Source organism: Xanthomonas sp. WHRI 6106, from assembly GCF_040202405.1.
Lineage (GTDB): Bacteria > Pseudomonadota > Gammaproteobacteria > Xanthomonadales > Xanthomonadaceae > Xanthomonas > Xanthomonas cannabis.
The window spans coordinates 12,267-30,757 of sequence record NZ_JBEGFC010000018.1 but is presented as its reverse complement, the minus strand read 5'-3'; the positions used below and the strand labels follow the sequence as shown (position 1 = coordinate 30,757).

Genomic DNA, 18,491 nt, shown 5'->3' with positions numbered 1-18,491 from the left:
ACATTGTCCCCCTTTATGGGGGAGAAGCTGCCCGAAGGGCGGATGAGGGTACGGCCGCTCGACGTTGCGCCATCTGCCGCGTTGACCCCATGCCGGCGTTACAGGTTCGTCGACCAACTCACCGGACGCCGCGACGCAAACACTGCAGCAGCGCCTCATATCAGCGCGCGTCGATACCACATCGCGCCGCGGAGCCGACCACCACTGCCGGCCCCAATAAAAAACAGCCGACATCACTGCCGGCCGTTTTTCATCTCGCTATGCGCCGGGAAACTCAAAGAATCAGGGAACCACGCTCTTGCGATTCCCGATTCCCGATTCCCGATTTCCGATTTCCGATTCCCGATTCCTCACCCCAACTCGATGCAATCGAAGGTGACATCCGTCGCCACATCGGCGTCGTAGTCCACGTCGTCGCGCTCGAAGCCGAACAGCTTGAGGAACTCGTGCTTGTAACCGGCGTAGTCGGTGAGCTGGAACAGGTTCTCGGTGGTGACCTGCGGCCACAGCGCCTTGCAGGCGTCCTGCACGTCGTCGCGCAGTTCCCAGTCGTCCAGGCGCAGGCGGTTTTCGTCGTCCACCTCGGCCGGCCGGCCGTCTTCGCGGTACAGGCGCTCGCGGAACAGGCGGTCGAGCTGTTCGATGGTGCCTTCGTGCAGGCCCTTTTCCTTCATGATCTTGTAGACCATGGAGATGTACAGCGGCATCACCGGGATCGCCGCGCTGGCCTGGGTGACCACCGACTTGAGCACCGCCACATTGGCGCCGCCACCACGCTGGGCCAGGCGCGCGTTCAAGCGCTGCGCGGTGTGGTCCAGATCCACCTTGGCCTTGCCGAGTGCGCCATGCCAGTAGATCGGCCAGGTGATCTCGGTGCCGATATAGCTGAAGGCCACGCTGCGTGCGCCGTCGGCGAGCACGCCGGCGCCGTCCAGCGCGTCGATCCACAGTTCCCAATCCTGCCCACCCATCACGGTGATGGTGTCTTCGATCTCCTGCGCGCTGGCCGGCTCGATCGAGGCCTGGATGATGCTGTCCTTGTTGGTGTCGATGGCGGTGGCGGTATAGGTCTGGCCGATCGGCTTGAGCGCCGAGCGCTTGACTTCGCCGCTGCCCGGCAGCTTGCGCACCGGCGAGGCCAGCGAATACACCACCAGATCGACCTGGCCGCCCATTTCGGTCTTGATCAGTTCGATCACCTGCGCGCGCGCCGCGTCGGAAAACGCATCGCCATTGATCGACTTGCTATACAGCCCGGCGGCCTTGGCATGCTTGTCGAACGCGGCCGAGTTGTACCAGCCGGCGGTACCGGCCTTGGTGGCGGTGCCGGGCTTTTCGAAGAACACGCCCAGCGTGTCGGCGCCGAAGCCGAACGCGGCGGTGATGCGCGAGGCCAGGCCGTAACCGCTGGACGCGCCGATCACCAGCACCTTCTTTGGGCCGTCGTGACGCACGCCGCGCGCGCGCGTGGCGGCGATCTGCTCGAGCACATTGCGCTCGCAGCCAAGCGGATGCGTGGTGGTGCAGATGAAACCGCGCACTTTGGGATGGATGATCAACGTGGACTCCTGGTCAGCAAGATGCTGGCGGCATCTTAGTGCGTGTGACGCGCGCGAAACAGCCTGATGCACAACACACGCTGCTGTATGGAGACGCACCTGGCGCCGATGCCAGCGGCTTCTGGCCATTTGCACCGACCGCGCTGCACCGGCGGCGCGCTGCGTGCCCACAGAGTGCATAAAGCGCGACGTTGGGCAATTGCGACCGTCATGGCTGTGGTATTTTCGGCCCTGCCGTGCCGTGCCTGGCCGCGCCTGTTGGCGATCGTCAAGGCCCCTTCCAGTTGTGCGACCGGTGTCCGAGTGCATGTCCCTTCGTAGCGAGCGCGTCACGCAGCTGGGCTCCGTTCCGCGGTTCCGCCTGGGCCCGTTGCTTATCGAACCCGAGCGCCTGGCGCTGATCGACGACGGCCGGACCATCACGCTGGAACCGCGCATGATGGAAGTGCTGATCGCGCTGGCCGAGCGCGCCGGCGAGGTGGTCAGTGCCGAGCAGTTGCTGATCGAGGTGTGGCACGGCAGCTTCTACGGCGACAACCCGGTGCACAAGACCATCGCCCAGCTGCGCCGCAAGCTGGGCGACGACAGCCGCCAGCCGCGTTTTATCGAAACCATCCGCAAACGCGGCTATCGCCTGCTGCCCACGGTGGTGTTTCCGCAGGATTATCGCGGCGCAGTGCTGGGCAGCCAGCACTGGGCCCACGGCAGCCCGTACGTAGGGCTGCAGGCCTTCGACCCGGCACATGCGCAGGTGTTTTTCGGGCGTAGCCATGCCATTGCGCAGGTGGCGGCCGCGGTGCGCGCGCAATTGCACAGCCGGCGCGGGCTGGTGCTGGTGAGCGGCGCCAGCGGCTGCGGCAAGACCTCGTTGCTGCGGGCAGGCGTGGTGCCGTTGCTGTGCCAGCCCGGCGGGCTGGATGGGCTGGAAGCGGTGGCGGTGGCGTATTGCAACCTGGCGCAGTGCCGCGGCGGCGACGTGCTGGACACGCTCGCGCGCGCACTGGGCGAATGGGCGCCGGGCGACCGTGCGGTGTTTTCGCCGGCGCAGGTGGCACACCTGCCCGGGTGGCTGCAGCAGCCCGCCCCGTTGCATGCGGCCATCGAGGAGGCCATGCGCCACTGCGCCCCGGCGCGCGACAGCCTGCCGAGCCAGCGGCATCTGCTGCTGGTGATCGACCACGCTGAAGCGATGGTGGCCACACCCGGCATCACCGACGCCGATCGTGCTGCGCTGGCCATGGCCTTGCAGGCACTGTGCGCCAGTGTGCACGTGGCCGTGCTGATGGGCACCCGCAGCGATTTCTATCCGCGCCTGATCGATGCATTGCCGGACATCGTCGAGCTCAAACGCGGCGACGGGCATGTGGATCTGTTGCCGCCGCGCGACGGCGAGATCGGCCAGATCATCCGCGTGCCGGCCGCGATGGCGGGGCTGCGCTTCGAAGAAGACCACGACAGTGCCAGCCACCTGGACGATGTGCTGCGCGATGCCACCGCGCGCCAGCCCGATGCCTTGCCACTGCTGCAACACCTGCTGCAGGCCTTGCACGCGCAACGCAGCGCCGATGGCCTGCTGACCTTTGCGGCGTACCGCGCCCTGGGCGGACTGGAAGGCGCGCTGGCGCATCATGCCGAACACACCTTCGGCGCACTGCCGGCCGATGCGCAGGCCGCGCTCAGCGAAGTGCTGACGTTGCTGAGCGTGATCCACCCCGACAGCGATGCGGTGACCGCGCGGCGTGCACTGTGGGCCGCATTGCCTCACGGCAGCGGCGCACGCGTGTTGGTCGATGCGTTCGTGCATGCGCGGCTGTTCGTCAGCGAACTGGTGGCCGGCGAGCCGGGCTTTGCGGTGGCGCACGAAGCGCTGTTGCGGCAATGGCCGCGCGCGGCCGAGTGGACCCATGAAAACCGCCGCCTGCTGCAGGCACGCAAACGCCTGCAGCAGGCGGCGCAACGCTGGGCTGCCGAGGGCCGGCGCACCGATCACCTACTCAACAGCGGCCGCCCATTGAGCGAGGCGCGCGAAGCGGCGCGGCGCATGCCGCAGGACCTGGATGTGTCGGAGCTGGCGTTTCTGCGCGCCTGCGAACGCTCGCAACGCCAGCGCCGCGGCCTGTACGCCGCCGCCGCCGCATTGCTGGTGATGCTAGCCAGCGCCTCGCTGCTGCTCGGCTGGCAGGCACGCCAGGCCCAGCAGGTGGCCGAACAGCGCCGCGACCAGGCGCAGCAGCTGGTGGGCTACATGCTGGGCGACCTGGCCGAGCAGTTGCGCACCGTGGGCAACCTGACATTGCTCGATAGCGTGGGCAGCCGTTCGCTGCAGTATCTGGAAGGTTTGCCTAGCGCGAGCATGCACACCGGCGACCTGATCAACCACGCCCGCGCCCTGCGCACCACCGGCGAGGTGTTGATGAATCAGGGCAAGCTGAAAGAGGCGCACGCCGCTTTCACGCGTGCCGCCGCCACCGCCGAACAGGCGCGTCTGCATGCGCCCGACGTGCTGGAGGCACGTGCGGAAATGGGGCAGGCGGCGTTCTGGCTGGGGAGCATGGCCTATCGCAGCAAGCAGTTTTCGTTGGCCAGGACGCATTGGTCGCGCTATCTGGCCGCCAGTGAATGGCTGGTGCGCACCGCCCCGGATGACGCTCGCTGGCAGCTGGAGCTGTCGTACGCACTCAACAATCTCGGCATGCTTGCCATGGCACAGGGCGATTCCCGGACGGCAATCGGTTTTTTTGCGCGCGACATTGCGCTCAAGCGTGTGCTGATCGCACGGAGTCCGGACAACGCATCGCTGCGCTACGAGTTGATCGACAGTTTGTCGGGGCTGAGCCTGGCGCAGGAGAACCAAGGCTTGTTGGCGCCTGCCGAGCAGGGCTACCGCGACCAGATCGCGATGCTACGCGTGTTGGTGGAGACAGATCCGGATGCCCATGCCTGGCAACGGCGTCTGGCGGTGTCGCTGATCCGCGTCTCCAACCTGGCATTGGTACAAGGCCACCTGCGACAGGCGCAGCGCGACGCACAGGACAGCGTGCGCATGCTGCAGCCGTTGGTCGCACTGCAGCCGGACAACCAGACCTGGCGCAGCGATCTGGGGCATGCCTACGCGCAGGCCGGCTGGATCGCGGCGCTGGACGGGCATTCCGAGCAAGCCAGGCAGCAACTTGGCCAGGCGCACTACACCATGACCCGCCTGCTGCAACAGTCGCAGCCGCTGCCCGACTGGCAGTTGCTGGACGCCATCGTCGAGATGCGCCTGCACCGCATTCACGCTGCCAACGCAGGCGATCTCGATCGAATCGTTGCGCGTGTGGATGCGTTGCATCACGCCAAGCCCGACGATCTGTCGGCCATCTCGACGTTGGCCCTGGCACTGGTCTGGCAGGGCGAACATCGCGCGGCAACCGGCAATCACGAGGGCGCGCGTGCAGCGTGGCAGCACGTGGTGACGCTGCTCGGCAAGGATGGCGGCAACAGCCGCGACAAGAACCTGCTCGACCCCTGGATTCGCGCCCACGTGCATCTGGGCCAGCGCTCTGCCGTTACGCAACAGCTCGGATGGCTGTACCAGGCGGGCTACCACCACCCGGGGTTTGTCTCCTTCTATGGCCCGCCTCTCAAGGAACAGGACAAGTCATGACGGATTTCAGCATCAAGCTCACGGTGGCGCGGGTGGGATTTGGAGGAAATACAGGCGCCGGCGAATATTTCTACAGCTTTGCTCCGGACCTGCTGATTGTCGACAAGGACGACGGTGTCTCGACGTTGACGTATCACTTCGAAGAAGACGTGGTCCCCAAGCATTTCATCATCAAGAGCCTGCTGACGACCGATGCATTCAAACAAATCGGTGACCCCGTCATTGCCCCTGACGGCCGCAGCGTCGAAGTCGTCAACGCCAACAGCGTCCCTACCCTGATTTTTCTGACCATCATCGTCGAAGACCCAACCCGCACGGACAAGAAGGGCAACAAAGTCTGGTTCAGTTGTGATCCCCAGGTGGGTAACGACCCGAAGATCAACCCGCAGGAAGTACCGCCAATCAACAAGAGCAGATAACAAGCGACTGCGCTCATCGTCAGGCGGGCGCGGCCGGCGCCCGGTACGGCATGCACCACGCGTCCATTGCGATGCCTGTGCGCCGGCCGCACTCACCTGACGACTGCTCACCAGGTTTTGGTCATCGCTCCAGATGTCCCCGGCAATGCTGGCACTGCTGCCGCCTGCGGATACGTGCTCGCCCGAGCGGGACGGTCACAGCCAGTCCGCAGGCGCATCGGGGCCGGGCGAGACGCATGGATGCCGATCGCATGTACGGGCAGCGGCGCGTTGTAGCTGCGGCGCGCCGGGCCGGACAACCCTCCTCAGCACAGGGTCAACGGCCGACGGCTCGGCCAGCAACGCGGCCTGGACCCAGGGCGCAGGCAGTTCGGCCTGGGTGGGACCCGCCCAGACCACCATGGCGAGCAGAACGGCGCGCAGGACAATGGGATGGGAGTGGCGCATGAGGGGCTCCGCAGCAGACCGGAGCGCGGCGCGTTTCCGGACGGCTTTCGAGCCGCCGGGCGACCTTCGTGCGCGGCGTCGCGTCTGACCTGACGGCAACCTTACGGTTGCTGGTCATGAATGACGGATGCGCGAAATCCTTTACAGAACAGGTGCATAGACTTGGTGCACAGGCGAGCTTCGTTTGCTGGCTAAACCCCGAGTGGCTTCGCCCGTCCCCTCACCCCAACCCCCGCTCCGCGCCCCAGCCCGCGCTAGCAGCGCGGGCGCTCCAAGGCACGCGCGCCAGTGGCGCGCAAGCGGTGCCTTCTCGCCACGCCGGGAGAGGGGCTTTCTGGCGCGCCCTGACCGATCCAGACGACCACAGCTGTTCCTTCTCCCTTCGGGAGAAGGTGCCCCGTAGGGGCGGATGAGGGTACGGGCGAAGCATTCGTGTCATCTGAGTCGACGTATGGCGTCGCCCCGTACCCTCACCCCAACCCCTCTCCCGCAGGAGAGGGGCTTTGGCTCGTCTCGACTCCCGAATCCCGAATCCCGAATCCCGGCAATCAAATCACCCGCAACGTAATCGCCTTCAACACTGCGCGCGTGCGGTCGCGGGTGCCGAGTTTTTCCAGGATGGTGGAGACGTAGTTCTTCACCGTGCCTTCGGCCAGGAACAGGGTGCGGGCGATCTCCTTGTTGGAGTAGCCGCCGGCCAGCAGGCGCAGGATGGCCACCTCGCGTTCGCTGAAGGTTTCGCGCGGGGCCTGCTGGTCGCGGAACTGGTAGCGGGCGCGCACCGGGTCGGTGCTGACCGGCTGCAGCAGGGTGTCGCCGGCGGCCACTCGCTCGATCGCGTCGCGCAGGTCTTCCGGGGCGGCGTCCTTGAGCAGGAAACCTTGTGCGCCGGCGTCGCTGGCGCGCAGCAGCAGGTCGCTGTCGTCGAAGGTGGTGAGCAGCAGCACGGGGGTGCGGTCGCCGCGGGCGCGCAGCTGCTCCAGCGCCTGGATGCCATCGATGCCAGGCATGCGGATGTCGCTGAGCACCACGTCCACCGTGTAGGTGGCCAGCGCATCCAGCAGGCCCTGCCCGTCGTCGGCCTCGCAGACCACGGCCACGCCCTGCTGTTGCAACAGCGCGCGCAGGCCGGCGCGGACCAGGACCTGGTCGTCGGCCAGGGCGATTCGAAGTGAACTCATTGCGGAAGTCTCGCGGTCAGGTGCATGCCGCCATTGGGGGTGCGGCCAAGGTCGAGATGGCCGTGCAGGGCGGCCAGTCGCTCGCGCATGCCGGTGATGCCATTGCCTTCGCGGATGCGCTCGGCGCGGCGGCCGTCGTCGCAGATGTCCACGTGCAGCTGGGCATCCCGATAGTGCAGATGCACGGCCACCTCGTCGGCATCGGCATGCCGCACGGCATTGGTCAGCGCCTCCTGCACCAGCCGCAGCAGCAGCTCGGCCACGCGCGCGTCGGTGATGCGCACGTCGGCATCGATCTGCAGCCGCAGCGCCGGACGCGGGAACGGGGCGGCCAGCGCGCGTAGCGCGGTCTGCAGGTCCAGGCCCTGGTCGTCGCGCATGGACTGCACGACGTTGCGGATGTCCGCCAGCAGTTCCGCCGAGAGCTGTTCCAGCACCCGGATGTCGTCGCGCTGCCCCAAGGCCGGGTCGGCACCGAGCAGGCGCAGGTTGATGCGCATGGCGGTGAGCTTGTGCCCGGCCACGTCGTGCAGCTCGCGCGCCAGGCGCAGGCGCTCGGCATCGCGGGCGCTGTCGGCCAGCAGCGCGCGGGTGGCCAGCAGGTCGGCATTGACGTAGGCCAGCGCGTCGCGTGCGCGCTCGGCACTGCGCGCATAGTGCGCAGTGAGCGCGGCAAAGGCCTGGAAGCCGGCGTAGATGCTGACGATCAACAACGCCCGCTCGAACCCGGCCTGCACCAACACTGCATACATGCCCGCGTTCAACACCAGTGCCAGCAGCAGCACGCGCAACGGCGGCCAGGCCATCCCTGCCTGCGCCACCAGCATCACCAGCAATACCGGCGCCGTGCCGGCACGCGGCTCCATCCAGACCAGCAACAATGCCAGGACCGCCTGCAACAGCGTTGCCACAGTCCGTAACGCAAGCGCCTGCGGCAGCACGGTATGCAATACAAACAACGCGGTGAAGCCGGCCAGCAGGCCCCAACGCCAGACGCCGTGGGGCGAGGCGTCGGGCATGAACGACAGCGCCACTGCGGCAATGGTGAACCCACCGGCCAGACGCAGGGGGTGCAATAGATGGGAGAAGGACGAATGCATGCGGCGATGCTGACCGCCCTGCGGCCGCTCGGCAATGCTGTGCCTGCAGAAAGTGACTTCCGGCAGGTGGGATCGATGACCTGCGGCCCCTGTCGTCGATGCGGCGCGTGCGCACACTGGCATCACCAACCACCCCATCGCCACGGAGTTACGCCATGTCTGCTTCCAGTCTGTTTCTCGTCCTCAACCTGGCCTGGGGCGGCTATGAGCTGCTGCTCAGCCGTCGCCGCCGCGCCAACGATGGTGGCGCGCACGACCAGGGCACCTTGAAGCATCTATGGCGGGTGCTGTCTGCGGCGGTGGCGGTTGCAGTGGCGCTGGCCTACAGCGGCCTGGCGCATTGGCCGCAGGGCTGGGATGCCTCGCTGCAATGGGCCGGCTGCGCCTTGATCGGCAGCGGGCTGGCGTTGCGCGTGTGGGCCATCCAGGTGCTGGCACGCTGGTTCACGGTGGATGTGACCATCCAGCCGGATCACCAGTTGGTGCGCCGCGGCCCGTATCGCTGGCTCCGGCATCCGTCCTACACCGGCGCACTGCTGGCCTTTTACGGGCTGGCCCTGGGCATGGGCAACGCGTTGTCGGTGGCGGCGATCGTGGTGCCGGTGACCCTGGTCTTCCTGCACCGCATCCGCATCGAAGAAGCCGCGTTGCAGCGCGCGTTTCCGGTGGCCTACCCGGCGTATGCGGCGCAGAGCCGGCGATTGCTGCCGCTGGTGTGGTGAGCGGAACGCTGGCGTGCAGCGATCACATGCTGCTTGCCAGACGGCTCGCAACCCTCGTCCTTGCGCCGGCCACTCCTGCAGCCCCGTCCCTGCGCCGCACCGATCGCCTTACACTCCGGGGCTCCCCCGCCGCCGCTGTCCGTCCGATGATCATTTCCGCCGCTTCCGACTACCGTGCCGCCGCGCAGGCGCGTTTGCCGCCCTTCCTGTTCCATTACATCGATGGTGGGGCGTACGCCGAGCACACGCTGCGGCGCAATGTCTCCGACCTGGCCGATATCGCGCTGCGCCAGCGGGTGCTGCGCAATATGTCGGACCTGAGCCTGAGCACCGAGCTGTTCGGCGAAACCCTGGCCATGCCGGTGGCGCTGGCACCGGTGGGGCTGACCGGCATGTACGCGCGGCGCGGCGAAGTGCAGGCCGCGCGCGCCGCGGCGGCGCGCGGGATTCCGTTTACCTTGTCCACGGTGTCGGTGTGCCCGATCGAAGAAGTGGCGCCGGCCATCAGCCGGCCGATGTGGTTCCAGCTGTACGTGCTCAAGGACCGCGGCTTCATGCGCAATGCGCTGGAGCGCGCCAAGGCCGCCGGGGTGACCACGCTGGTGTTCACCGTGGACATGCCCACGCCGGGCGCGCGCTACCGCGATGCGCACTCTGGCATGAGCGGGCCCAATGCGTCGCTGCGGCGCATGCTGCAGGCGGTGACGCACCCGCGCTGGGCGTGGGATGTGGGCCTGCTCGGCAAGCCGCATGATTTAGGCAATATTTCCGCCTACCGCGGCAGCCCGACCGGCCTGCAGGACTACATCGGCTGGCTGGCGGCCAATTTCGACCCCTCCATCTCGTGGAAGGACCTGGAATGGATCCGCGAGTTCTGGACCGGGCCGATGGTGATCAAGGGCATCCTGGACCCGGACGATGCGCGCGATGCGGTGCGCTTCGGCGCCGACGGCATCGTGGTCTCCAACCATGGCGGGCGCCAGCTGGACGGTGTGCTGTCCAGCGCGCGCGCGTTGCCGGCGATTGCCGATGCAGTGAAGGGGCAGCTCAAGATCCTGGCCGACTCGGGTATCCGCAGCGGGCTGGACGTGGTGCGCATGCTCGCGCTTGGTGCCGATGCAGTGTTGCTGGGGCGCGCGTTCGTCTATGCGCTGGCGGCCGGTGGCCAGGCTGGCGTGGAAAACCTGCTGAGCTTGATCGAAAAGGAAATGCGCGTGGCGATGACGCTGACCGGCACCCATTCGATTGCCGAAATCAGCGGCGATGCGTTGAGCCGGGTGACGCGGGAGAACGTGGTCTCGCCTTGACGGGATTCGGGATTCGGGATTCGTTGGTAGCAGAGCGGACGATCTGCGGCTTTGCTGCAGGGCCCTCGCCCGCCTGGTGGCTGCGCAGTCGTCCCGTCGCCTGCTCTTAGTGGTTGTCGTCGGCGGTGGGCAAGTATTGCTGCAACGCCAGCACCGATTGCCAAGGATCTGCGCGTTGACGCTTGGCGCGCTGCATGGCCTTGTCCATCGGGAAGGCATCCGGGCCGCTGATCTTGCCGAGCTCTTCCCAGCGCAGCGGTACCGCGACGGTGGCCTTTTCGCGCGCGCGCAGCGACCACGAACACACGCTGGTATTGCCGCGCCCGTTGCGTAACCAATCCACAAAGATCACGCCGTGGCGCTTGGCCTTGCTCATGGTGGCCACGTAGCGCTCCGGTGCCTGCGTGGCCAGGGCCTGCGCGAACGCCTCGCAGAAGTCGCGCGCCCGGTCCCAGCTCGCGTCGGGCACGATGGGCACCACCACATGCAGCCCCTTGCCGCCGGACAGCCGCACCGCGCTTTCCAGCCCCACGGCGCGTAGCTTGGCGCGGATCTCGCGAGCGGCGGCCACCACCTCCGGCCAGGCGACGGCATCGCCCGGATCCAGATCGAACACCAGGCGGTCCGGGTGCTCCGGGTCGTCGACCCGTGCGCCCCAGGGGTGCAGCTCCAGGGTATTCATCTGCACCAGCTCGAGCAGCCCGGCGGCGTCTTCGATATACAGGTAGTCCTCGGTGCCACTCTTCTGTTCGAGCGGAATCGCCTTGATGTGTGCGCCCAACTGGCGGCCCTGGTGCTTCTGGAAGAAGCAGTCGCCGCCCACGCCGTCCGGGCAGCGCAACAACGACAGCGGACGACGCGCCACCTCCGGCACCACCAGCGACACCACCGCACGGCAGTACGCCGCCACATCGCCCTTGCTGATGCCCGATGCGGGAAAGACCACGCGCTCGGGATGGGTGATGCTCACCGCGTCCACGGACAGGGTGGCCGATGCGGTGGACACCGCAGACGCAGCCACGGTTGAAGACTTCGCGCCAGCTGCCGCAGCGCGCTTGCCCGCGCGTTTTTGTGCGGTCCTGGTGGCCACCTTGCTCACCGTCTTTGCAACCGTCTTGGTCACGGTCTTGCGGGTGGCAGTGCGTGTTTTTGCCGGGGTCACGCGCTTGCCGGCCGCAGGCGTGCCGGGCGCTGCGCGGTCGCCGCCCAGATCGGTCATCGGTTTGTCCTCGCGTAGACGCTTGAAGGCGGCCTGCCGCAGCAAGCCCTGCTTGGCCCAGCCGCGGAATGCGATCTCGGCGATCAGCTGCGGGCGCACCCAATGCACATCGCGCGGGCGGCCGGGGATATGCGCAGGCAGCTCCAGCGTGGCGGTGTCGCTCTGCAAGGCCTGCAGCTGCGCGGCAATCTGCCCAAGCAGCGCGCCGTCGAAACCGGTGCCCACCCGGCCGACGTAGCGCAACGTGTCGCCGTCCGGCTGCGCCAGCAGCAAGGCACCAAAGCCGCTGCGTGCGCCCTTGGGGTCGGTGTACCCCACCACCACAAAGTCGTCGCTGTCTTCGTGCTTGGTCTTGACCCAGTCGGCACTGCGCCCGCCGCGGTACACAGCGTCGGCACGCTTGCTCACGATGCCCTCCCAGCCCTTGCCCGCGCTTGCCGCAAACACTTCGGGGCCGCGCCCGATGACATGCTCGCTGTAGGCCAGCGTGCCCGGCTTCTCACCGAGCAGCGCGCGCAGCAGCTGCTTGCGTTGCAGCAGTGGCGTGTCGCGCAGGTCCACCCCGGCCACGCCGAGCAGGTCGAACGCGAGATAGCGCAGCGGTTGGCGGGCACTGCCATCGATGGCCCGCTGCAGTGCAGAGAAATCGGTGCGCCCGTGCGCGTCCAGCACCACCAGCTCGCCATCCAGCCGCGCGTCGCGCACCGGCAGCGCCTGCAATGCGGCGACCACGTCGGGAAAGCGCTCCGTCCACGCCTGGTCGTTGCGCGAGCGCAGCTGCGCGCTGCCGTCGACCAGATCGGCAAGCAGTCGGTAGCCGTCCCATTTGATCTCGTGCAGCCAGGCCTCGCCATCCGGCGCCTGGTCGCGCAGCAAGGTCAGCTGCGCGCGCAGGCCGATGGGGCACGCGCCATCACGTGCGCCATCCAGCGCCAGCGCGCGGCGGCGCCATGCGGCATCGGCCTCCGCGCCAGCGCGCGGCGCGGGTGCCTGCTTGCGTGCGGGCCTGGGTGCTTGCTGTGCCACCGCCCTGGCCGGCTGCCGCTGTGCACGGCTGGGCCTGTCGCGCCTGCCAGGTACTGCGGCAGCACTGTCGCCAGTCCGTTCCACGATGGCATCGGCATCCAGGTCTGCCGCAAACACATCGGTGCGTTTGAACAACAGCCACTGCGGCTTGCCGCCGCGCATGCGGGTGCGCACCAGCGCAAAACCGCCCTGCAGGTGCTCGCCCTGCAAGGTGAATTCCAGCTTGCCTGCGTCCAGTGCAGCGAGCACGTCGCCATCGCAGTGCCAGTGGCCGTGGTCGAAGATCTGCACATGCCCGCCGCCGTACTGGCCTTGCGGGATGTCGCCTTCGAAGCCGGCGTAGGACAACGGGTGATCTTCCACCTGCACGGCCAGGCGCTTTTCTCCGGCCCGCAGCGACGGCCCCCTGGGTACGGCCCAGCTCTTGAGCACGCCATCGGCTTCCAGACGGAAATCGTAGTGGCGCGCACTGGCATGGTGGAGCTGCACCACAAAGACCGGCTGGGCGCTGGCAGGCACCGGCGCATCTGCCGCCGGCTCTGGGGTCTGGTCGAAGCGGCGCTTGGCCGTGTAATCGCGCAGGCCCATCGCTTAGCCGGCCTTGCGCCGCGGCGCAGCCTTGGCGGCGGTCTTCTTGGTGGCCTTTGCCGCGGTTTTCTTGGCGGCCTTCTTGGCCACTTTCTTGGTGGCGGCCTTCTTGGCCGGCGGCTGCTCCGCCGCTGCCGCGCCGGTCTTCTTTGCCGGCGTGCGCGTGTTGGCCTGCAGGCTCTTCTGCAGCAAGGACATGAAATCCACCACGTTGGTGGTGGCGTCTTCATGCTGGGTGGGCTCGATGTCCACCTGCGTGGTGCCGGCCTTCTCTTTGATTCGTTTGCGCAGGATCTGCTCGAGCTTGCCGCGGAACTCGTCGTGATAGTCCTCCGGCTGCCAGGTGCCAGACATCGACTCGATCAGCTGCCTGGCCATCTCCTGCTCCTTGGGCGTAATGCGGTACTCGCCCACCGCGCCGGCCGGCAGCTTGAAGTCCTGCGGGTCCACCACCTCCTGCTGGTAGCGCAGCAGCAACAGGATCAATGCATCGCCCTGCGGCATGACGGCGGCCAGATATTCGCGGGTGCGGATGACCACCTTGGCGATGCCGACCTTGCCAGTGTCGCGCAAGGTTTCCCGCAGCAGCACATAGCCCTTTTCCGCCTTCTTGCCCGGCACCAGGATGTAGGGCTTTTCGAAATACCGCGGGTCGATATCGGCCGCGTCGACGAAGGTTTCCACCTCCACGGTCTCGTGGCTTTCCGGCGCGGCCGAGCGGATGTCCTGCTCTTCGACAATGACGTAGCTGCCCTTGTCGTACTCGAATGCCTTGACGATCTCCTTCCACGGCACTTCATCGCCGGTGTCGGCATTGACACGCTCGAAGCGGATCGGCTTCTTGTCGCGCGAATCGAGCATGCGAAAGTGCAGGTCCACCTTGCGCTCGCCCGACATCAGCGACACCGGCACATTGAGCAGGCCAAACGATAATGTTCCGGTCCAGATCGGTCGGGCCATCAGTGCGCCACTCCATGGACGGCAGCATCGGGAATGTGGTCCAGCGCCAACCACGCGTCTTCGACGATGGCGCGCACGTGCGGCCAGTCCAGACGCGATCCGCCGCGCATGCTGTCCCAGTGCGCAGCCAATGCCTGCTCGCACTGCGCATCGGCGCCACGCGGCCAGTCTGCGGCGTGGGTGACGCGCGCAAACGCGTAGGCCGGCGCGAGATCGCCCCAGGTCGGCCCGCCGCGTCGGCGACGACGGTGATAATCGGCACGGCTGTAACACCGGAAGTCCTGCGCCACGCCATCGGCGTCCACCCCAGCCCGTGTGCGATGCGTTCGCTTGGGCAACGTGGGGTCGGCAGGCGCACTGAACAGGCGACGATCGGGACGACGGTCCAGGGGGCGCATGGTCTGCTCCACGGTGCGGCATTGGGGGGTCACATCAGTAACGCCGCTGACGTGATCCATGCGTGAGAAATCCGCATGGTCTGCGATTTGCGTGACCTTCACTGCGCGCGCGGTGAACTGGCGCCCCTCATCGAAACAGGAGCCCTGCATGTCCCGTGACCCCTTGCGCGACCAACCCGCTCACCCGGGCGAACAGCACGGCAAGCGCGATGCCGAGCATCACGAAGACCGCGGCGCCGGCGACGCGCCAGAGACGCTGATTCCGGCCGACGACACCACCCCGGCCAAGAAACCCGGCACTGCGCCGTAACCGCTCGCCGTCATGGCCGGGTGTGTGCGCCCGGCATGCGCAGCACCGGCCGTGGCGCGGGGCATCGAGGCGCGGGGCGCGCGTGACATGGCGCAACCTGGCGCTGGCATCCCCTGAGTTGACGCGCCACCTGTCCGTGGCAGCGCAACGCGCCCAGTGCTGCCGGCTTTCTCTCATCTGCAGGTGCGGTAACAGGCGTTCGTCGAAACATCGGCGGCCATGACCGCCGGACCGTCACATCAAGACCGTGGTGACGATCCACACGCCTAACCTCACACGCGCCCGGCCGCCTGCAGCTGCGCCATCTCCTCATCGCTGAACAGACGCGACCGCACCAGGAAGCGCACTCCCTCGCCGTTCTCCAGCGAAAACATGCCGCCGCGTCCTGGCACCACATCGATGATCAGCTGGGTGTGCTTCCAGTAGGCGAATTGCGGCGCGCTGATATAGAACGGTGCGCCGGCAATTTCGCCCAGCAGGACATCGCGGTCGCCCACGATGAATTCGCCCACCGCAAAGCACATCGGCGAAGACCCATCGCAGCAGCCACCGGACTGATGGAACAGCACATCGCCGTGCCGCGCGCGCAGCGTGTCGATCAACTGCGACGCCGCCAGGGTGGCCATTACCTGTGGCGGCACCTCAACGCGCGGAGTGGTGTGGTGCATCGGCTGTCTCCTGCGGCCACCTCAGGCCGCCATGTCGAGCACGATACGCCCCTCGATCGTCCCTGCGTGCATGCGCGCGAAGACAGCGTTGATGTTCTCCAGCCGGTCGGTCGACACCGTGGCCGCCACCTTGCCGTGCGCCGCAAACTCCAGCGATTCCTGCAGGTCCAGGCGCGTGCCGACGATGGAGCCCCGCACGGTGATGCCATTGAGCACCATGCCGAAGATATCCAGCGGAAAGTCGCCCGGCGGCAAGCCGTTGAGCGCGACCGTACCGCCGCGCCGCACCATGCCGATGGCCTGCTCGAACGCTTTGGGCGAGACCGCAGTGACCAGCGCGCCATGGGCGCCGCCGATGTGCTGTTTCACGAACGCCACCGGGTCGGTGGTGCGCGCATTGACCGTCACCGTCGCGCCAAGACGTCGTGCCAGCGCCAGCTTGGCATCGTCCACATCCACCGCGGCCACCTGCAGGCCCATTGCACAGGCGTACTGCACCGCCAGGTGGCCCAGCCCGCCAATGCCGGAAATCACCACCCACTGTCCCGGCTTGGTATCGGTCATCTTCAGTCCCTTGTACACGGTGACTCCCGCACACAGGATCGGCGCAACCTCGACAAAGCCCAGCTCGGCGGGCAGGTGCCCGACATACTCGGCATTGGCAAGGGCGTAGCCGGCAAAGCCGCCGTTGACCGAATAGCCGCTGTTCTGCTGCGCCTCGCACAGCGTCTCCCAGCCACCCAGGCAATGCGTGCAATGCCCGCACGCCGAATACAGCCACGGAATGCCGACCCGGTCGCCCTCCTTGATGTGACGCACGCCCGCGCCCACCGCAGCCACGTACCCCACCCCCTCGTGGCCGGGAATGAACGGCGGATTCGGCTTCACCGGCCAGTCGCCCTGCGCGGCATGCAGATCGGTATGGCAGACCCCGCAGGCCTGGATCTTCACCAGCAGATCGCCGGCCTGCGGCCGCGGCACCGCCACCTCCTCGATCACCAACGGCGCCCCGAACTGCCGCACCACCGCCGCCTGCATTGTCATGTCCATCGCCACGCTCCGCACCGAGATTGCAGCCACCTTAGGCGCCTCGCCCAGGCGTGGCCTTGATCGAAGTCAAATGGCCCGACCCGCACGCGCTCCATCGAGGGCGCAAGCGCCCCCCACGCGGGCAATGTGCACGGACCGCCGCTACCGCACCGGCGCTTGCCGGGTGACGCGGCGGGATGCGATCAGAAGAACCCCAGCGCCTTTGGCGAATAACTCACCAGCAGGTTCTTGGTCTGCTGGTAGTGGTCGAGCATCATCTTGTGGTTTTCGCGCCCGATGCCCGACTGCTTGTAGCCGCCGAACGCAGCGTGCGCCGGATAGGCGTGATAGCAGTTGGTCCACACGCGGCCGGCCTGGATTGCGCGGCCCATGCGGTACAGCCGCGAGGCATCGCGGCTCCACACACCGGCGCCCAGGCCGTACAGCGTGTCGTTGGCGATCGCCAGCGCCTCGGCTTCATCCTTGAAGGTGGTGACCGACACCACCGGCCCGAAGATTTCCTCCTGGAACACGCGCATCGCGTTGTGACCCTTGAACACGGTGGGCTTGACGTAGAAGCCCTCGGCCAACTCGCCATCGAGCGTGTTGCGCTCGCCACCGATCAACACGTCGGCGCCTTCCTGCTTGCCGATGTCGATGTAGGACAAAATCTTTTCCAGCTGCTCGCTGGACGCCTGCGCACCCACCATGGTGTTGGGGTCGAGCGGGTTGCCCTGCGTGATCGCGGCCACCCGCTTGAGCGCCTTTTCCATGAACTTGTCGTAGATGGATTCCTGGATCAGCGCGCGCGACGGGCAGGTGCACACTTCGCCCTGGTTGAAGGCGAACATGACAAAGCCTTCCACCGCCTTGTCGAGAAAATCGTCGTCTTCGGCCATGACATCGGCAAAAAAGATGTTGGGCGATTTGCCGCCCAGCTCCAGCGTTACCGGGATCAGATTCTGGCTGGCGTATTGCATGATCAACCGGCCGGTGGTGGTTTCGCCGGTGAAGGCAATCTTGGCGATGCGCGGGTTGCTGGCCAGCGGCTTGCCGGCTTCCAGACCAAAGCCGTTGACCACGTTGAGCACGCCGGGCGGCAGCAGGTCGCCGATGACTTCCATCAACACCAGGATCGAGGCCGGTGTCTGCTCGGCCGGCTTCATCACCACGCAGTTGCCGGCGGCCAGAGCCGGTGCGAGTTTCCAGCAGGCCATCAACAGCGGGAAATTCCACGGAATGATCTGCCCCACCACGCCCAGCGGCTCGTGGAAATGGTAGGCAATGGTGTCGCTGTCGATCTCGGAAATGCCGCCTTCCTGCGCGCGGATGGCACCGGCAAAATACCGGAAGTGGTCCACGCACAGCGGCACGTCGGCATTGAGCGTTTCGCGCACCGGCTTGCCGTTGTCCCAGGTCTCGGCGTAGGCGAGCAGTTCCAGATTCTGCTCGATGCGGTCGGCGATCTTGAGCAATACGTTGGAACGCTCGGTAGTGGATGTCTTGCCCCACGCGTCCTTGGCCGCGTGCGCGGCGTCGAGTGCGGCTTCGATATCCGGCGCGGTGGAACGCGCAATGGAGGTAAACACCTTGCCATTGATCGGCGTGGTGTTGTCGAAGTACTGACCATTGTTCGGCGCAACCCACTTGCCACCGATGAAGTTGTCGTAACGCGGCTTGAAGATCGATTGGGGGTCGGTGTTGAGCGGCTTGGTGACGGGTTGCGCGTTCATCATGGTCTCCGGCAGGAAAGGCGAAGCCACGTGTATACCCAGCCAGGTGCCAGTGCAATCCCCGCGCGCGGGCTGTTGCGCTGCGTCACCACGCAGCCGGCGCAGAGCGGGGTGCGGTCACCCGAATGCGCTGCAGCGCGTCATCGCGCCGATGCGTGGGCAACGCGACGACGCCGCAA

Annotated in this window: 14 protein-coding genes and 1 other RNA gene; 6 read left to right on the top strand and 9 right to left on the bottom strand. The window is 66.9% G+C overall.

Features of this window, described 5'->3' with window-relative positions; all coding sequences use genetic code 11:
* Positions 1-350 precede the first annotated feature (350 nt).
* On the bottom strand, positions 351-1,559 hold the full coding sequence (fabV, locus tag ABQZ09_RS19560; protein WP_349777689.1) for an enoyl-ACP reductase FabV: 1,209 nt from the start codon (positions 1,557-1,559) through the stop codon (positions 351-353).
* A gap of 307 nt (positions 1,560-1,866) precedes the next feature.
* Between fabV and ABQZ09_RS19555 the strand changes: the two genes are divergently transcribed.
* From ABQZ09_RS19555 to ABQZ09_RS19545, 3 genes are all read left to right on the top strand, one after another.
* Positions 1,867-5,205: an nSTAND1 domain-containing NTPase gene (locus ABQZ09_RS19555; protein WP_349777688.1), complete on the top strand. Its 3,339-nt coding sequence runs from the start codon at positions 1,867-1,869 to the stop codon at positions 5,203-5,205.
* Positions 5,202-5,624: a hypothetical protein gene (locus ABQZ09_RS19550; protein WP_039406945.1), complete on the top strand. Its 423-nt coding sequence runs from the start codon at positions 5,202-5,204 to the stop codon at positions 5,622-5,624. Before ABQZ09_RS19555 ends, ABQZ09_RS19550 begins: the two co-directional genes overlap by 4 nt.
* Positions 5,625-5,674: 50 nt before the next feature.
* Positions 5,675-5,751, top strand: a non-coding RNA gene (locus ABQZ09_RS19545) — sX9 sRNA.
* 868 nt (positions 5,752-6,619) lie between these two features.
* Here the strand turns inward: ABQZ09_RS19545 and ABQZ09_RS19540 are convergent.
* Both ABQZ09_RS19540 and ABQZ09_RS19535 read right to left on the bottom strand, forming a co-directional pair.
* The gene (locus ABQZ09_RS19540) at positions 6,620-7,252 is read right to left on the bottom strand and encodes a response regulator transcription factor (protein WP_349777687.1); all 633 of its coding nucleotides are present in this window, start codon (positions 7,250-7,252) and stop codon (positions 6,620-6,622) included.
* Positions 7,249-8,475 carry a sensor histidine kinase gene (locus ABQZ09_RS19535; protein WP_349777695.1) on the bottom strand — a complete coding sequence of 409 codons (1,227 nt, stop codon included), beginning with the start codon at positions 8,473-8,475 and terminating at the stop codon, positions 7,249-7,251. The genes ABQZ09_RS19540 and ABQZ09_RS19535 overlap by 4 nt, the downstream gene beginning before the upstream one ends.
* 32 nt (positions 8,476-8,507) lie before the next feature.
* On the opposite strand from ABQZ09_RS19535, the gene ABQZ09_RS19530 reads away from it, so the two are divergent.
* Together ABQZ09_RS19530 and lldD are read left to right on the top strand one after the other, a co-directional pair.
* A complete protein-coding gene (locus ABQZ09_RS19530; RefSeq protein ID WP_184553707.1) occupies positions 8,508-9,074 on the top strand; it encodes a methyltransferase family protein in 567 nt (188 codons plus the stop codon).
* Between the two features lie 146 nt (positions 9,075-9,220).
* The gene (lldD, locus tag ABQZ09_RS19525) at positions 9,221-10,381 is read left to right on the top strand and encodes an FMN-dependent L-lactate dehydrogenase LldD (RefSeq protein WP_039563665.1); all 1,161 of its coding nucleotides are present in this window, start codon (positions 9,221-9,223) and stop codon (positions 10,379-10,381) included.
* Between the two features lie 106 nt (positions 10,382-10,487).
* Here lldD and ligD read toward each other — a convergent pair whose 3' ends face one another.
* Genes ligD through ABQZ09_RS19510 form a run of 3 tightly spaced genes read right to left on the bottom strand, consistent with a single transcriptional unit; the run spans position 10,488 to position 14,572 of the window.
* Complete coding sequence (gene ligD, locus ABQZ09_RS19520; protein WP_349777686.1) at positions 10,488-13,214, bottom strand: DNA ligase D; 2,727 nt, start codon at positions 13,212-13,214, stop codon at positions 10,488-10,490.
* 3 nt (positions 13,215-13,217) lie between these two features.
* Positions 13,218-14,174, bottom strand: a complete 957-nt coding sequence (gene ku, locus ABQZ09_RS19515; protein WP_349777685.1) for a non-homologous end joining protein Ku — start codon at positions 14,172-14,174, stop codon at positions 13,218-13,220.
* Positions 14,174-14,572 (bottom strand): hypothetical protein, encoded by a 399-nt coding sequence (locus ABQZ09_RS19510; protein ID WP_349777694.1) that lies wholly within the window; start codon positions 14,570-14,572, stop codon positions 14,174-14,176. The genes ku and ABQZ09_RS19510 overlap by 1 nt, the downstream gene beginning before the upstream one ends.
* A 148-nt stretch (positions 14,573-14,720) precedes the next feature.
* Between ABQZ09_RS19510 and ABQZ09_RS19505 the strand changes: the two genes are divergently transcribed.
* Positions 14,721-14,882: a hypothetical protein gene (locus ABQZ09_RS19505; protein ID WP_068835635.1), complete on the top strand. Its 162-nt coding sequence runs from the start codon at positions 14,721-14,723 to the stop codon at positions 14,880-14,882.
* Positions 14,883-15,154: 272 nt separating this feature from the next.
* Here ABQZ09_RS19505 and ABQZ09_RS19500 read toward each other — a convergent pair whose 3' ends face one another.
* From ABQZ09_RS19500 to adh, 3 genes are all read right to left on the bottom strand, one after another.
* Complete coding sequence (locus ABQZ09_RS19500) at positions 15,155-15,550, bottom strand: DUF779 domain-containing protein (protein ID WP_039406926.1); 396 nt, start codon at positions 15,548-15,550, stop codon at positions 15,155-15,157.
* 21 nt (positions 15,551-15,571) lie between these two features.
* Positions 15,572-16,600: an alcohol dehydrogenase AdhP gene (adhP, locus tag ABQZ09_RS19495; protein ID WP_039406924.1), complete on the bottom strand. Its 1,029-nt coding sequence runs from the start codon at positions 16,598-16,600 to the stop codon at positions 15,572-15,574.
* 182 nt (positions 16,601-16,782) lie between these two features.
* Positions 16,783-18,312 (bottom strand): aldehyde dehydrogenase, encoded by a 1,530-nt coding sequence (gene adh / locus ABQZ09_RS19490; protein ID WP_228313204.1) that lies wholly within the window; start codon positions 18,310-18,312, stop codon positions 16,783-16,785.
* Positions 18,313-18,491: the final 179 nt, after the last annotated feature.

Excerpts from the sequence above, each read along its gene's own strand:
- ABQZ09_RS19505 (WP_068835635.1), top strand. The coding sequence starts at position 14,721 with ATGTCCCGTGACCCCTTGCGCGACCAACCCGCTCACCCGGGCGAACAG.
- adh (WP_228313204.1), bottom strand. The coding sequence starts at position 18,312 with ATGAACGCGCAACCCGTCACCAAGCCGCTCAACACCGACCCCCAATCG.
- lldD (WP_039563665.1), top strand. The coding sequence starts at position 9,221 with ATGATCATTTCCGCCGCTTCCGACTACCGTGCCGCCGCGCAGGCGCGT.
- ligD (WP_349777686.1), bottom strand. The coding sequence starts at position 13,214 with ATGGGCCTGCGCGATTACACGGCCAAGCGCCGCTTCGACCAGACCCCA.
- ABQZ09_RS19535 (WP_349777695.1), bottom strand. The coding sequence starts at position 8,475 with ATGCCAGTGTGCGCACGCGCCGCATCGACGACAGGGGCCGCAGGTCAT.
- ABQZ09_RS19510 (WP_349777694.1), bottom strand. The coding sequence starts at position 14,572 with ATGCGCCCCCTGGACCGTCGTCCCGATCGTCGCCTGTTCAGTGCGCCT.
- ABQZ09_RS19500 (WP_039406926.1), bottom strand. The coding sequence starts at position 15,550 with ATGCACCACACCACTCCGCGCGTTGAGGTGCCGCCACAGGTAATGGCC.
- adhP (WP_039406924.1), bottom strand. The coding sequence starts at position 16,600 with ATGGACATGACAATGCAGGCGGCGGTGGTGCGGCAGTTCGGGGCGCCG.
- ABQZ09_RS19550 (WP_039406945.1), top strand. The coding sequence starts at position 5,202 with ATGACGGATTTCAGCATCAAGCTCACGGTGGCGCGGGTGGGATTTGGA.
- ABQZ09_RS19540 (WP_349777687.1), bottom strand. The coding sequence starts at position 7,252 with ATGAGTTCACTTCGAATCGCCCTGGCCGACGACCAGGTCCTGGTCCGC.
- ABQZ09_RS19530 (WP_184553707.1), top strand. The coding sequence starts at position 8,508 with ATGTCTGCTTCCAGTCTGTTTCTCGTCCTCAACCTGGCCTGGGGCGGC.
- ku (WP_349777685.1), bottom strand. The coding sequence starts at position 14,174 with ATGGCCCGACCGATCTGGACCGGAACATTATCGTTTGGCCTGCTCAAT.
- ABQZ09_RS19555 (WP_349777688.1), top strand. The coding sequence starts at position 1,867 with ATGTCCCTTCGTAGCGAGCGCGTCACGCAGCTGGGCTCCGTTCCGCGG.